This window comes from Paenibacillus terrae HPL-003, from assembly GCF_000235585.1.
Classification (GTDB): Bacteria; Bacillota; Bacilli; order Paenibacillales; family Paenibacillaceae; genus Paenibacillus; species Paenibacillus terrae_B.
Window position 1 is genome coordinate 581,670 of sequence record NC_016641.1, and the last position, 15,025, is coordinate 596,694.

Annotated in this window: 11 protein-coding genes; all 11 read right to left on the minus strand. The window is 48.6% G+C overall.

Going from position 1 to position 15,025, the window contains the following annotated elements:
• Positions 1-120 precede the first annotated feature (120 nt).
• The 11 genes from HPL003_RS02860 to HPL003_RS02910 all read right to left on the minus strand — a co-directional run bounded on the left by HPL003_RS02860 (position 121) and on the right by HPL003_RS02910 (position 14,941).
• Complete coding sequence (locus HPL003_RS02860; RefSeq protein ID WP_014278142.1) at positions 121-1,578, minus strand: PEP-utilizing protein; 1,458 nt, start codon at positions 1,576-1,578, stop codon at positions 121-123.
• A 275-nt stretch (positions 1,579-1,853) separates the two neighbouring features.
• Entirely contained in the window at positions 1,854-4,262 is a 2,409-nt protein-coding gene (locus tag HPL003_RS02865; protein ID WP_014278143.1) for a heavy metal translocating P-type ATPase, read from the minus strand.
• 185 nt (positions 4,263-4,447) lie between these two features.
• Positions 4,448-4,816: an ArsR/SmtB family transcription factor gene (locus HPL003_RS02870; RefSeq protein ID WP_014278144.1), complete on the minus strand. Its 369-nt coding sequence runs from the start codon at positions 4,814-4,816 to the stop codon at positions 4,448-4,450.
• Positions 4,817-4,976: 160 nt separating this feature from the next.
• Positions 4,977-6,098, minus strand: coding sequence for an NADH:flavin oxidoreductase (locus HPL003_RS02875; RefSeq protein WP_014278145.1), 1,122 nt, complete (start codon positions 6,096-6,098; stop codon positions 4,977-4,979).
• Positions 6,099-6,306: 208 nt separating this feature from the next.
• Positions 6,307-6,642, minus strand: coding sequence for a cytochrome o ubiquinol oxidase subunit IV (cyoD, locus tag HPL003_RS02880; protein WP_014278146.1), 336 nt, complete (start codon positions 6,640-6,642; stop codon positions 6,307-6,309).
• Positions 6,643-7,251 carry a cytochrome o ubiquinol oxidase subunit III gene (gene cyoC / locus HPL003_RS02885; RefSeq protein ID WP_014278147.1) on the minus strand — a complete coding sequence of 203 codons (609 nt, stop codon included), beginning with the start codon at positions 7,249-7,251 and terminating at the stop codon, positions 6,643-6,645.
• Positions 7,251-9,227, minus strand: coding sequence for a cbb3-type cytochrome c oxidase subunit I (locus HPL003_RS02890; RefSeq protein ID WP_014278148.1), 1,977 nt, complete (start codon positions 9,225-9,227; stop codon positions 7,251-7,253). Before HPL003_RS02890 ends, cyoC begins: the two co-directional genes overlap by 1 nt.
• Before the next feature lie 25 nt (positions 9,228-9,252).
• Entirely contained in the window at positions 9,253-10,236 is a 984-nt protein-coding gene (gene cyoA, locus HPL003_RS02895) for a ubiquinol oxidase subunit II (protein WP_014278149.1), read from the minus strand.
• Positions 10,237-10,644: 408 nt separating this feature from the next.
• On the minus strand, positions 10,645-10,893 hold the full coding sequence (locus HPL003_RS02900; RefSeq protein WP_014278150.1) for a hypothetical protein: 249 nt from the start codon (positions 10,891-10,893) through the stop codon (positions 10,645-10,647).
• Between the two features lie 215 nt (positions 10,894-11,108).
• Positions 11,109-12,455, minus strand: coding sequence for a GH1 family beta-glucosidase (locus tag HPL003_RS02905; protein ID WP_014278151.1), 1,347 nt, complete (start codon positions 12,453-12,455; stop codon positions 11,109-11,111).
• Positions 12,452-14,941, minus strand: a complete 2,490-nt coding sequence (locus HPL003_RS02910) for a glycoside hydrolase family 95 protein (protein WP_014278152.1) — start codon at positions 14,939-14,941, stop codon at positions 12,452-12,454. Before HPL003_RS02910 ends, HPL003_RS02905 begins: the two co-directional genes overlap by 4 nt.
• Positions 14,942-15,025: the final 84 nt, after the last annotated feature.

A 15,025-nucleotide genomic window follows, 5' to 3' on the forward strand; every position in this document is an offset into this window, starting at 1 on the left:
ACCGACATTCGCACAAACAAAAAAGATACCCGCGCAAATAGCGCAGATATCCTATATATTTTAAAGCATGCTGTCATATGAATTGCGTGTTACCTTCGGGATTGGTGATTGATGACTGGTCTACAGCGGAAACCGCTGCACGGGGTTTGGTAGAGCAACAGAGCCTTGTTGCTGCTCTGCTTGTTGCAGCAGTCCGAAACGTGCAGCCGCAAGACGTGCAACGGAAGCTGTTTTTTCCGGGCAAATCACGCCCGTTAGTTCGCTTCCCCATATTGCAGCTTCATCCAGCGAATCGTGAATAGCATCTAACGCCACCCATACGGGCAGCTCGGATTTCACACCCCGAATTGCGTGCGCCATGCATTTTATTGTATCACTGGCGTTCTTAGAACCACCAGCAACGGGTTGATCCAACCGATGCACGGCCTCACCATTATATGGTGGAATCGGTGCGATTTCCAAAATCACAACATCGGCAAAACGTGCCATATCTGCGGCTTGGGCCGCCTGCTTGATCTGTTGCGCTTTCACTTCTGGCATGAGGTTGGCGCTGGCAGACTCATGAGACTGTTTGGCCTGCCTGTTCCATGTTTGGCTGACGTTGGGCTTCGAGGACGCATCGACCGTCAAAAGCACGCCTACCCGATATGGAATACACCGCAGGCGGCCGCACAAGGTCTGCTCCGCAACGCCGTCAATCCAGTCCCGGGTTGCCCGGAATTGGTCCACGCCAGCCGGATTGCGCACCACAATCTCCAACTGCGGTTCTCCCCCCTGCTGCACACTTCGCAACGCCGCACGCATCAACGCCTCCAACTGCATATCTTGCAGGCTTCCGATGCCCACCGCGTTGTTTTGTTCGATCAGGGCGATGGTGAGTGGTAATCCGTTCAGAAACTCGAACAAGCCTTCATACTCTGTTTCCAGCAGCCCGATAATTCGTCGGGACAGATGCTCACACAATCCGGGCAAGCCAGATGCCTGATTGAAGGCTTTGTACGTGTCTGATGCACGGGAGCCTGGAATAAGGAGGGGGTCAGGCTCCCTGTCAGGACCATGAATCGTATGCCCGGACTCTGCCGCGTCCAGATAGGCACGGCATAATTCAGCCACACGGCTGGACGACTGCGACAAGGGACCGTGCAGAAGACTATAGCCATCAAGGCTGCCCATACTTAGCCCTAACGCTGACTCCTTGCTTGTATAATTCACATGAGCAGGATCATCAGCATAGATACGTATGAATGTACGCCTGTATTCATCGCTCCACTCCAGCAGTGTGGTCATTGCTTCCCTGTCATCGTTGCCCTTATTCATCAACGTTTCCCCAATTAGCTCGGAGTCCGCAGCCAGCAACGCCTCCTCTTGACTGATCCTGCCCTGCTCGGCTAATCCGACCAGCCAGCCCAGCGGGTCTTCCTCCTGTGAGGCAGATACTTCACTGCACCCTGTGAGCACCGACTCGATAGCCAGTCTCTGTGCAGCAACGGCCTCACTCCCCGACTCAGGGTCATCGCAATCCCGACTGTTTTTTTCACTCAATAGTTCTGCGAATACATGCATCAGTTTAGCCTCCATGCTTCAAATCCATCCTTTCTCCCGTCAGCAAGTTGGCACACACGAATTTGAGGATCCCACCAGAAAAGAAAACGCTTACCTATCAAACGTCAAGCGGAATTCAAATGAGCCTTACCTGTAAGGTCTCTACCTTAACGTATTAGGCGCACCCCACATTTATACATATCTGTAGAACGACAGGAAAGCATCAATTAAACCGCAGCATGGAACGAAAAAAAGCCCCCGGATTTCACAGGATGAATACATCCGATAATAACCCGAGGGCATTGATTTTTTTATTCGAAAGCACGTACTTTCAGTACACGCATAACATTCAGTACAGCAAGCAGTGTTACACCCACGTCGGAAAATACAGCCTCCCACATGGTAGCAATGCCGAACGCACCCAAAGTGAGAAACACGGCTTTGACACCTAGCGCAAATATAATATTCTGCCATACGATGCGGCGTGTACGCTTGGCAATATGAATCGCCGCAACCAGTCTCGAAGGCTCGTCGTTCATGATCACGATATCCGCCGCCTCAATCGCGGCATCTGAACCCAAACCGCCCATCGCTACGCCGACATCCGCCAGCGTCAGCACCGGGGTATCATTAATCCCGTCGCCCACGAACAAAATCTTGTCGCCCGCTTTTTTACTTGCAGACAGTTGTTCAATCGCTTCGGCTTTATGCTGGGGTAACAGCTCTGCACGTACTTCGTCTAGACCCAACTGTTGTCCTACGGCCTCTGCAACTGTCCGGTTGTCACCTGTCAGCATGATGGTTTTCACCACACCCAGCTTTTTCAGTGAAGCAATCGTTCGAGCTGCGTCCTCCTTGACCTCATCCGAAATCAGGATACATCCGGCGTACGTTCCGTCTACAGCCACATGAACGACCGTTCCCTCATCCAGTGTTCCTGCACGTTGTGCGTCGTTATAAGCGACTTGCTCCCGCTCCATTAGCTTTGAATTCCCGGCCAACACCAGACGACCATCTATATGTGCCTGAATCCCATGGCCGGAAATTTCGCTATATTGCTGTACCCGTTCGGCTTGAAGCTCCTTGCCATAGGATTCACGCAGGGATGCCGCAATAGGATGCGTGGAATGCAGCTCCGCAAAAGCAGCCGTTTCCAGCAGACTTTCCTTCGTAAATTCCCCAGCGGGATAAATTCCTGTTACACGGAAAACCCCTTTGGTGAGTGTACCTGTTTTATCAAAAACAGCATATTTTACATGGTTCAGTGCTTCAAGATAGTTCCCGCCTTTAATCAGCACACCTGAACGGGAGGCTGCCCCGATTCCGCCGAAGAAGCCCAACGGAATGGATACGACCAGCGCACATGGACAAGAAATGACGAGGAAAACAAGTGCACGATATACCCAATCTGCAAACTGCGCTCCTGGTACGACGAGTGGCGAAACAACTGCCAGCAGCAGCGCAACAATAACCACAACAGGAGTATAGTATCTGGAAAACTTGGTGATAAACTTTTCGGTCGGCGCTTTTTTGGCGCTCGCATTTTGCACTAGCTCCAAAATTTTGGCGACTGCTGATTCGCTGAATTTCTTGCTAACCTCTACAGTTAAAAGTCCGTTGGTATTGATAAATCCGCTCATCACACTGCTTCCCGGCTCCACGGTACGAGGCACGGATTCACCCGTCAGCGCCGAAGTATCCACATGCGATTTTCCGTCTACGACTTTACCATCCAGCGGAATCTTCTCGCCCGGCTTGATTACAATCAGATCACCTACACGCACATCCTCGGGTGACACCCGACTTACGGAATCAGCCGTCTTCAGGTTGGCATAGTCTGGTCGAATATCCATGAGGTCGCTGATAGATTTGCGCGAACGATTAACAGCGACTCCCTGGAATAGCTCACCGATTTGGTAAAAGAACATGACGGCTACGCCTTCGGGATATTGCCCAATTGCAAATGCGCCGACGGTAGCCAGCGTCATCAGAAAATATTCGTCAAAGGCCATTCCCCGCACCAGACTGCGAACAGCCTGCAAGACTACATCGCCGCCGACAATGATATATGCCAGTAAAAACAGTGCCAGCTTGCCTACGCCCTCTACGGGCAACCACCAAGCAACAGCCGCAACGACTGCACCGATAGCCAAGCGTGCAATCATCCGGCGCAGACCGGCCGCACCATGATCATGGGTATGCCCGGCGTGGCTGTCATTCTCATGCGAATGAGTATGTGTGGCATCACTATGATCATGCGCATGTTCGTCATGGTGGTGATCATTATGGGCATGAACTTCCTCAGCACGTGCTTCATGACTATGAGTATGGCCTGTGTGGCTGTGAACTCCATGTTGTTGGCCGTTCTCATGCGTATGTCCTTCATCATGCTCATGACTATGGGTGCGCTCTCCTGCGCTGCCTGCCTGTGCTGCACCCGCCACACTGCGACTATTCTCACGCGAGCGTCCCTGGGCGCTTTTTACGATCATTCGGACGTGAGGCTCCAGTCTGTGAACCTTCCGTTCCGTTTGACGAAAAATTTCCTCTTTTTGATCCGGGCTTGCTGTCATCGTCAATGTTTTCGTAACAAAATTGACCGAGCAATCAAGCACGCCTTCTATTTTACTAACGCCATTTTCAATCTTTAGAGCACAGTTGGCGCAATCCAAACCTTCCAAAATCCATTCGTGCCGTTCCGTTCTTTTCAGAGCATCCATGTTCATTGGCCTCCAATTAACTATATATGAGCAACTGTTCATATATTATTTATTAAGGTCATTATATTCATGATCAGGGTCAAAAGTCAATGACAATAACCTCTTTTTGCAAAAAAAGCTCCGCTTCCCAGACAAACATCAAAAGAGCGCCATTCGCTTGGCGCCCTGCTTTTTTCTTTTCAAAATCATTGATGTGAAATGTGCTGGTGGGTTTGCAAAAATATCTGCTCCACATGATTATCATCCAGTGAATAAAACACCGTTTTGCCTTCCTTGCGTCGTTTGACAATCCGCAGATTACGCAAATAACGAAGCTGGTGAGATACGGCAGACTGCCCCATATTCAATACCTGGGTCAGATCATGTACACACAGCTCCTTCTGAGCCAAAGCGTAGATTAGCTTGATCCGTGTCGGATCACCCAAGGCTTTGAACAACTCCGACATTTTATATGCGATGGAATCCTCAACCAGGGAAGATTTTATGTGTTCGATTTCTTTGTCTGAACCGTGACAAGCCGGCTCACAATCCAAAGCTTCCGTTTCAGAATTCATTCTTTTCACCCCGTGTATTTCGACTTGATGCTCCTATTATAGCAAATTCGTAGAATTTACGAATAGCATATATTACAGCTTGCCCTGTAACGAAGAAATTTCAAGTCTCAATGTCTGGCTACCCGCACTCCGCCCTATATGACGTTGCGCTAAGTAAAGCTTAATTCAATGTTTTTAATGCTTCATCACTATAAGGCATGAGTTCATCTATCCGTTTATCACGTAACTTAACCGCAAACGCCGGATCAACCAGTAAAGCCCGTCCAACCGCAACCAAATCAGCTTCCTCTCGCTCTACTTGCCCAACAAGTTGTTCTAATCTTGCCTGTACGCTACTCGATTTATCGGTCTGGCTGTTATTTTTCTCCAGTTCACTCAAAAAAGCCTTTTCCAAACCAATGGAGCCCACAGTAATGACCGGCTTGCCTGTTAGCTTTTTGGTCCAAGCTGCTAAATTTAGTTTAGACCCTTCAAACTCCGGTTCCCAAAAACGGCGGCTTGAGCAATGGAATACATCCACCCCGGCCTTCACCAATGGAGACAAAAACTGTTCAAGCTCCTCCGGTGTCTGTGCCAATTTCTCTCCATAATGGTACATCTTCCACTGGGAGAACCGTAGTACAATTGGAAAATCTGGACCCACTGCACGACGACAAGCCTCAATGACCTCCACTGCAAACCGGGTACGCTGGACCAAATTGCCTCCGTATTGATCTGTACGTTTGTTGGTTTTATCCCAGAAAAACTGATCAATTAAATAGCCATGTGCACCATGAAGCTCAATGCCGTCGAAACCCACTCGCTGGGCATCGGCTGCTGCCTGGGCAAAGGCTGCGATAATATCGGCAATCTCGGTCTCGGTCAACGGCTCAACTACCTTTTCACCGGCAGGAGAGATACCGGACGGGCCGACAGGCAATGCCTCGGGATTCGGTTGGTTATCCGCACCTATTTTGCGTGCTGTACCCACATGCCAGAGCTGCGGTATAATCTTGCCGCCCGCCGCATGAACCTCCTGAACAACCTTCGCCCATCCCTTCAATCCCTCACCATAAAAATTAGGAATGCTCGTATGCTCCACGGCTGCAGGATGATGAATAGCAGTTCCCTCCGTAATAATCAATCCGACTGCATTTTCCGCACGGCGACGATAATAAGCAGCAACATCAGGGCCCGGAATACCTTCAGGAGAAAAATTCCGTGTCATTGGAGCCATAACGATCCGATTGGGAAGAGATAAATTACCTGCCTTAAAAGGTTTAAATAGTATATCCGTATTCATTATTTTCATCCTCCGCTCTCAACTAGTATTTTTGTTTTTTTACTCTTCTGCTATACAATTCCATTCTACACATATGTAAACTCGAGTTCAAGAAGCCACAGTTTATATTTCCAACATATTTCCAACATATTTCCAACATATTCTACACACAAAAAAGGATCGACTGAAAAGCCGATCCTCTTTCATACGGTGTCCCTCACACTATTTATTAATGTGCTACCATGTTGTATTCCATAATCCATACGGAACCACCCACAATGGTCAACAGGATGACTATACCTAAGATCAAAGTCATAACATTCCAGCGTGGTCCATTGCTCTCACGGATGTGCATGAAGAAGAAAAGCTGAACCAGAAATTGCAGCACTGCCGTAGCCAAAATAACGACCATGGTTGAAGTGCGGCTCAGCATATGATTCATAACTACACCGAGAGGAATGATGGTCAGTACGATGGACAGGATAAACCCGATAACATAGGATTTCACTGAACCGTGAGAATCATCATGACCATGCGAACTCGCTCCTGATTGATGCTGTGCCATCTACATCACCCCCATCAAATAGACGACTGAAAGCAAGAAGATCCAGACAGCGTCCAAAAAGTGCCAGTACAAGCTCAGTGCTGAGACTTTGCCCTTCGTTTCAGAAGTAAGCCCACGCTTTTTCAACTGAAACATGAGTCCGATCATCCACACCAGACCCAAGGAAACGTGAAGTCCGTGCGTACCGACCAGTGTGAAGAATGCCGACAAGAACGCACTGGTTCCGAAATTGGCACCTTCGTGTACCAATTCAACAAACTCGTAAACCTCAAAACCGATAAAACCAAGACCCAGGATTGCCGTCACGATTAACCAGTTGATTAAGCCCTTCATGCTTCCTTTGTTCATGGCCAACACAGCCAGACCGCTTGTGAAGCTGCTCGTGAGCAAGAGGAACGTTTCAATGATAACGCCCGTCATGTTAAACAGCTCTGCGCCCCCCGGTCCTCCAGCTGTGCTGTTCCGAAGGACGACGAAGGTTGCGAACAAGGTACTGAACAGGATCACGTCCGTTACAAGGAAGATCCAGAAACCAAGCATCTTCAGTTCTTGTGGATCGTGATGTCCATGGTCATGATCATGGCTTTGGTGTGCTGCTGCTTGTGCCATTATACAGACCCCCTTATTGCCGCTTCCGTGCGTTTTACTTCATCCGCAGGGATGTAGTAGTCACCGTCATACGAGAAGAAAGAACGACAAATCATACAAATCGCAACACCGATCAGACCCGGAATATAGAAGAACGACCATCCGAATACAAAACCGAAACCTGCGATGAAAAAGAATACCGACATAATGAAAGGAATCGCCGAGTTTTTAGGCATATGAATCGCTTCAATCGGCGATTGTTTTCTGAAAATACCTTTGGCACGTTTGTCTTTCTCTGCCCACCAGTCATCCCGTTCTTCTACTTGCGGGATGGTAGCAAAATTGTATTCCGGTGCAGGTGAAGGAATCGACCATTCCAACGTATGGCCACCCCAAGGATCGCCTGTTGTATCCTTCAGCTTGCGGAAATTTTTGATTCCCAAAAGAATTTGAAGAACCTGGAATAAGAAGCCTATTCCCATCAGGAATGCCCCAACAGTCGAAACGAGGTTAAGCGGCTGCCAGCCAGTATCCCAGCCGTAAGTGCTCAAACGACGTGTCATACCCATCAGACCGAGGGAATATTGCGGAATGAAACATACATAGAAACCAATGTTCCAGAACCAAAAAGCCCATTTACCAGGCGTTTCAGGCAGAGTGAAGCCGAACATTTTGGGCCACCAATAGTACAAACCTGCCAGGTAACCGAACACTACACCGCCAATCAGAGCGGAGTGAAAGTGAGCGATCAGGAAGTAACTGTTATGGAACTGGAAGTCCGCAGGAGCTACCGACAACATAACACCGGTCAAACCTGCAATCAGGAAGTTCGGAATAAAGGCGATTGCCCACATCATAGGTGTCTTAAATGTGATCTTACCCCGATACATCGTGAACAGCCAGTTAAATACTTTAACCCCTGTAGGTATCGCTATGACCATCGTCGAAATCGCAAAGAATGCATTCACATCTGCGCCTGACCCCATTGTGAAGAAGTGATGCGCCCAGGTGAAGAAGGACAAGATTGCAATCATGAACATAGCGTAAACCATGGATTTGTAGCCAAACAGTTTCTTTTTAGAGAATACGCTGATGACCTCGGAATAAATACCGAAGGCAGGCAAAACTACAATGTATACCTCAGGATGACCCCACATCCAAATTAGGTTGATATACATCATCGGGTTACCGCCAAAATCAAGGGTAAAGAAGTGTCCTCCTCCGAAGCGGTCAAGGAATAGCAGAGCTAAAGTAACCGTCAGAATCGGGAACGCGAAAATGATAATAACACATGATGAAAATACGGACCACGTGAAGACAGGCATTTTCATCCAGGTCATACCAGGTGCGCGCATTTTAATAATGGTAACAATAAAGTTGATCCCTGTTGCCAATGAACCTATACCAGAAATCTGAATACCCCAGATATAGAAGTTCTGACCGACGCCGGGGCTAAATTGCAATTCTGAAAGCGGCGGATAACTCAACCAGCCTGCATCTGGCGAACCGCCAATAACGAAGGACAGGTTGAACAGCATCGCTCCCATAAAGAACAGCCAGAAGCTCAGTGCGTTCAGGAAAGGGAACGCTACGTCGCGGGCACCAATTTGAAGAGGTACCGCGATATTAAACAAACCAAACATCAAAGGCATTGCCATGAACAAGATCATGATCGTGCCATGCGTTGTAAAGATCTGATTGTAATGCTCAGGATGCAGAAGTGTAACATCCGGTGTAGCAAGCTGAATACGCATCAACAATGCGTCCACGCCTCCGCGGAACAGCATCAAGATGGCTGCGAGGATATACATAATACCGACTTTTTTATGGTCAACGGTAGTCAACCAGTTTTTCCAAAGCCAGCCCCATTTTTTGAAATAAGTGAGCACAAACACGATTCCGATCATCGCAAGAGCAATGGAAACGTCCGCTCCATAGATCATCGGATCTCCAGTGACGAAGAAAGTGGATGCAAACTCTTTTATTTTATCAAGCATTGGGGGCCTCCTTCCCTATATTCATTTAATTGTGTCCGCTCATATTCATATGACTCATGTCCATTCCACTTTCATCTTCTGTGCCGGACTTGGAAGTACCTTTAGTGGGTGTTACCTCGCCATGACCTGCATGTGGGTTAGAAGCACCATCTACTACATACTTGGTTACGATTTCTTGGAACAATCCGTCTGGAATCGAAGAATACTCATCAGGCTGGGACAAACCTGGTTTTGCAAGCGCCAAATAGCCGTCCTTTGTCAGCGGTTTGGACTGCTTTTTAATGTTAGCAACCCAGTTTTTATACTCTTCATCCGACTGAACCTCTACATCAAAGCGCATTTGTCCAAAATGCTCACCACTGAAGTTTGCACCCGAACCAAAGTAAGTTCCTTCCTGATCGGCCTGCAAATGCAGTTTCATAGCCATGCCTGACATGGTGTAGATTTGACCGCCCAATTGCGGAATCCAAAATGAGTTCATCGGGGCATCGGAAGTCAGTTCAAAACGAACTGGAACGCCTTTAGGAATATGAATTTCATTGACTGTAGCAATACCTTCTTCTGGATACATAAAGAGCCATTTCCAGTCCAGTGAGGTCACTTGAATGGTTACTGGCTTTTGTGTACTTGCCATTGGCTTGGAAGGCTCCAGCAAGTAGGTATATCTCGCAGTTATAATTGCGAGTATCAAGATGACGACGATTGGAATACTCCACCACACAGTCTCCAGCTTTTTATTGTCGTCCCAGTGTGGCTGGTATTTTGCCTTGTTATCCGGTGCGTCGCGATAACGCCAAATGATGAAAAAAGTCAAAATCATGACCGGTACAATCAGAAGTGCAGCCATAGACGTTGAAAGAATGATCAGCTCTTTTTGTGCTTGCCCAATAGGTCCTTTCGGATCGAAAACAACGTATTTTCCGCCAGCATAAAAACACGTCCAAATGAGCAATGCTACCGTGAGCACGGTCAAAACCAACGCAATAATCGCTTTTGGTTTTTTGTTCATGTTGTTCCCCTCTCCTTGAAATAATAAATTACTCAATACTCAAAACTTAACGAATTCCTGTAATGTTGCCCCTATATAAGATATCAGAAAAGCAGGGACTTTTTTTATTGTTAACAAAATTGTCGATTATTTGTCCGTTTTTTGTGAAAAACCTCTCTAAAAATAAATTTTCTCTTGCAAATTCAAAATCTTTCATTAATACAAAGATGACCAGAAGAAAAACGATATCGAAGCCATTCAGAGAGTATAAACCGCCATTAGCTGAAGTTTATTCTTGCGATATCAGGAAGCAAAAAACGGGGCTCCAGACAGTTTATAGTTCACACTGTGCGAAGACCCACGTTATTGTTTTTCTACAGATGTTTTTTAGTTGTACAAGTGACTACGATGCTGGAAAAGCCTTCGTATTTAACTGCGCCCCTTCTCCTGATCTTCCTTCTTGCGGGCAATGACGAGCCCTTTTCCGATCATATAAATAAAAAATCCGCCAACGACACATCCAATACCCACCATTAAATATATATTACGATCACTTAGATTACCTAAATTGAACAAAATAAGAATAATGCCTACAATCCAAGCGAGCCAGGCAATGACAGACACTGAGCGGCTCATTTGCTTTTCGTTCGATCCTGATTTTCTAAAATTCGAAGCCATATCCTCCACTCCCTCTGTCTAAAATTGTTGAAACGCCCTCTTCAGGTATTTTTGTCAGTATGCACAATCCCTGTGATTTTATTCTTAATAGCCTCACCATACTTTTAGCAACCTGCAATTCATCTTGGATATTATTACCCCAGAGGACTCGTCGTTCAAACAAAAGGGAGCAGAGATAGGGCATTGTCCGATTAGTAATCAAAGTACATTTTCTTTTAACGTCTGGTCTCCAGCCAGTTGTTACTTACCACATTTCGATACCAATAGTAGCTTTCCTTGGGGGTGCGGGCCAGAGTGCGAAAATCGACATGAATCATGCCGAATCTCATATTGTACCCTTCCGCCCATTCAAAATTGTCCATGAGCGACCATGCCATATAGCCTTTGACGTGAAGGCCGTCATGAATCGCCCGATGTACCTGCACTAAATGCTGCTGCATATAGGAAATACGTCGGTCATCCTGAACCTTGCCATGTACGATCTCATCGTTGATACAAGCCCCGTTCTCAGTAATGTAAATGTCGATGTTGCCGTACTTTTGCAAATAATGCAGTACCTCATATAGCCCACGCGATTCCACCGGCCAACCGATATCCGTGACGGGCAATCCCATATTGATCTCTTCGGATTGAAGGAACCCGGCCTCGGGATTAAAACGATTGACCGACATGCTATAGTAATTAATACCGATCAGATCAATAGGTTCGCTAATAATGTCCATATCTCCTTCCTGGATAGGTACGGTAGCTCCTTGCTTAGCAAACCAATCTACCAGAAACTGAGGATACGAGCCTTGATAGATTGGCTGGAGAAACCAGTCACTATGCAGGGAAACCGTACGCGCACACGCCGCTTTGTCTTCCTCGGAAGTGCTATAGGGCACAGCCCATGAGACATTCGGCGCTATGCCGATCTGACCGCTGGTGCCCAACTCGCGGAAACGACGTACGGATAGACCATGCGCAACCAGCAGATGGTGCCCAACGTTGACGGCTGTCTGGAGGTTGGTCAGACCAGGAGCATGAACTCCCAGCATATTGGATAGAAAAGCAATGCACCACGGCTCATTAAACGTCAGCCAGTGGTGTATTTTTCCATGGAACTCACGGAACATCGTCTCCGCATACTGGACAAATGCCTGAATCGTGCGACGGTTTTCCCATCCTCCGGCATCTTGAAGCACCTGCGGCAGATCCCAGTGGTACAGCGTACAAAACGGCTCAATTCCATTTTCGTTCAGCATATCAACTACGCGATGATAATAGTCCAATCCTTCTTGATTGACTTCACCGTCACCATTGGGGAATATACGCGGCCAAGACACCGAAAAACGATATGTACGAATGCCCAGCTCCTTCATCAGCCGGATATCTTCTTCGTAGCGATGATAGCTGTCACAGGCTACATTCCCGTTATCTCCGTTGAACACCTTGCCAGGCGTATGGGCAAAGGTATCCCAGATGGATAAACCTCTTCCATCCTCCTCATAGGCCCCCTCGATTTGATAGGCTGCTGTTGCCGTCCCCCACATAAAGTCCTGCGGAAATTGAAAAATGGTCATATTGGCTCTTCCTCTCCATCAATAATAATCGTTTGACTGTCCGTAATTTCCTGCTCTTTGGTAAAATTCCATGACAAAATGAATCCTCCGTGCTCCGGATCAGGCTGAGCCTGCCGGGCATCTGCGCTAAACGGATGAGCACTGCGAATCGTGCAGCGTCCCGTCGGGGCGGATGCGGTAAGTTCCGCGCGGACGAGCCGGGAACCGGACCATTCCATGCCAACCGTCATCCCGCCATGCCCCCGCAATCCGCTGACCCGCCCCTCCGGCCATGCCGAAGGCAGGGCAGGCAGCAAGGTCAGCTCACCCGGACGGCTTTGTAGCAGCATTTCTGCGATTCCCGACGTCGCTCCGAAGTTGCCGTCGATCTGAAAAGGCGGATGAGCGTCGAATAAATTCGGGTAGGTCGAACGCGACAGCAACGTGCGAACATACCGATGCGCTGCTTCGCCATCCTCCAACCGCGCGTACAGGTTAATCAACCAAGCGCAGCTCCAGCCGGTATGACCTCCGCCATGATCAAGCCGTCGGCGCAGCGATATGCGGGCCGCCTCCGCCAGCTCCGGGGTATCGCGAACATGAATTTGTCGGCCAGGGTACAATCCATACAGATGCGAAACATGTCGATGTCCCGGCTCCGCTTCCTCAAAATCGGCAAACCACTCCTGTAGCTGTCCGTGACGACCGATCTGATAAGGCAGCAGGCGTTGCAGCGTTTCTTCACAGCGGTTGCGGAACTCATCATCTAATTCTAGCAATTCCGTAGCCTGAATGCAGTTGCTCAGCAACTCCCGAATTAACGTCATGTCCATGGTGGAACCCATGGATATGCTGCAATGCTCTCCATCCGGGGTTATAAATTTGTTTTCAGGCGACGTAGACGGAGAGGTCACCAGCCAACCGTCTGGACCTTCCACGAGCCAATCCATACAAAAGGCGGCCGCTCCCTTCATCAGCGGATAAGCTTGTTCCGCCAAATAAGCCGTATCCTGAGTAAGCAGATAACGTTCCCATAAATGGGCGGTTAGCCAGACACCCCCGAGCGGCCAAAATGCCCAACTGGCATGGCCACCTGACGGTCCGGCATACCTCCACACATCTACATTGTGATGGGCCGTCCAGCCTTGCGCTCCATAATAGATCGAAGCCACTCTGCGCCCTGTGCGGCTGACTTCTCCAACCATGTGCAGCAAGGGTTCATGGCACTCAGCAAGATTGCATATTTCCGCTGGCCAATAGTTCATCTGGGTATTAATGTTCGTTGTATAATCACTGTTCCACGGCGGCTGTACATGATCATTCCAGATGCCCTGGAGATTGGCGGGCTGACTGCCCGAACGCGAACTGGCTATCAGTAAGTAGCGTCCATACTGAAACAGCGTTACCTCCAAATCCAGGTCTGCCTGACCTTCACGGTACTGCTCCAATCGCAAGTCAGTCGGAATTTGTCTCTTTGTACTTGGGTCCGTCCTGCCTTCATCCCCAAGCTCTAACTCCACGCGGCCAAACAGCTCCCAATGATCCTGCTCATGCCGATGCCTCACCTGCTCGTATCCAAGCGAGACCGCTCTAGCCAGCGTAACTTCGCATACGCCTGTCGATTCCGTAGCATCAATGTCCGGTTGAGTATCGAATCCCCGGAAGCCGGTAGCTGCCGCCAAATACACCGTCAGTTTATCCGCGCCCGCTACACGGATCACTCCGTCAGCCCCCCTCGTCAGAGTTCCCCCCTCGGCGATAATCCGTGCCTGAATTGCAAAAGCCATCCCCAATTCATCCTCATAAACAACCGACTGCGGATGATAGCCATGATAATCAGACTCCACATGACTGGGCGCTCGCCCGGTCAACGTAATTAAGTCCCTTTCTGGTTCACCTGAAGAGTCATCTTCTTTATCATTATCCCATTCGGATGAATCACCAAAATGTGCATCCTCACCTGCCTCGGCTTCACAAGAATGCGGCGTAGTGATACGTACGGTTGCATTAATTTTGCCTGGCGTATCCGCAGTCAGCCTTACCATAATGATTCCATCCGGCGCACTGGCAATGACTTCACGGGTATAACGAATACCGCCACCTTGGAAAGTGACCGCAGCCGTTCCAGTCACCAAATCCAGTTCGCGTTCATACTCTGCGATTGACCCAAGTCCCTCCTGAGTAATCCACAAATCGCCCAAAGGCTGATAAGCCTCCGTATCACGCCCCAGCATGTTCGCATTGATCAGATGTTCAGCATCCTTGTACTTTCCGTCCGCAATCAGCTCCCGGACGGGCTTCAAATATCGCAATGCATCATACTGAACGCCATCCCTGGGGAATCCGGACCAGAGTGTATCCTCGTTTAATTGCAAACGCTCCTCCCCAATCCCGCCAAATACCATCGCACCCAGCCTCCCATTGCCGACAGGCAATGCTTCCTCCCACACCTTGGCAGGCTGGCGATACCATAAACGCAGAGATTTCTGCTGTTCGCGTTGTATCACATCAAACCCTCCCCCATTGAGATTAAACAGAGCGTCAATTTCATATTGACCACAAGGACAAGCGCTCTGTCATTCAGACACCCC

Excerpts from the sequence above, each read along its gene's own strand:
- HPL003_RS02860 (WP_014278142.1), bottom strand. The coding sequence starts at position 1,578 with ATGGAGGCTAAACTGATGCATGTATTCGCAGAACTATTGAGTGAAAAA.
- HPL003_RS02865 (WP_014278143.1), bottom strand. The coding sequence starts at position 4,262 with ATGGATGCTCTGAAAAGAACGGAACGGCACGAATGGATTTTGGAAGGT.
- HPL003_RS02870 (WP_014278144.1), bottom strand. The coding sequence starts at position 4,816 with ATGAATTCTGAAACGGAAGCTTTGGATTGTGAGCCGGCTTGTCACGGT.
- HPL003_RS02875 (WP_014278145.1), bottom strand. The coding sequence starts at position 6,098 with ATGAATACGGATATACTATTTAAACCTTTTAAGGCAGGTAATTTATCT.
- cyoD (WP_014278146.1), bottom strand. The coding sequence starts at position 6,642 with ATGGCACAGCATCAATCAGGAGCGAGTTCGCATGGTCATGATGATTCT.
- cyoC (WP_014278147.1), bottom strand. The coding sequence starts at position 7,251 with ATGGCACAAGCAGCAGCACACCAAAGCCATGATCATGACCATGGACAT.
- HPL003_RS02890 (WP_014278148.1), bottom strand. The coding sequence starts at position 9,227 with ATGCTTGATAAAATAAAAGAGTTTGCATCCACTTTCTTCGTCACTGGA.
- cyoA (WP_014278149.1), bottom strand. The coding sequence starts at position 10,236 with ATGAACAAAAAACCAAAAGCGATTATTGCGTTGGTTTTGACCGTGCTC.
- HPL003_RS02900 (WP_014278150.1), bottom strand. The coding sequence starts at position 10,893 with ATGGCTTCGAATTTTAGAAAATCAGGATCGAACGAAAAGCAAATGAGC.
- HPL003_RS02905 (WP_014278151.1), bottom strand. The coding sequence starts at position 12,455 with ATGACCATTTTTCAATTTCCGCAGGACTTTATGTGGGGGACGGCAACA.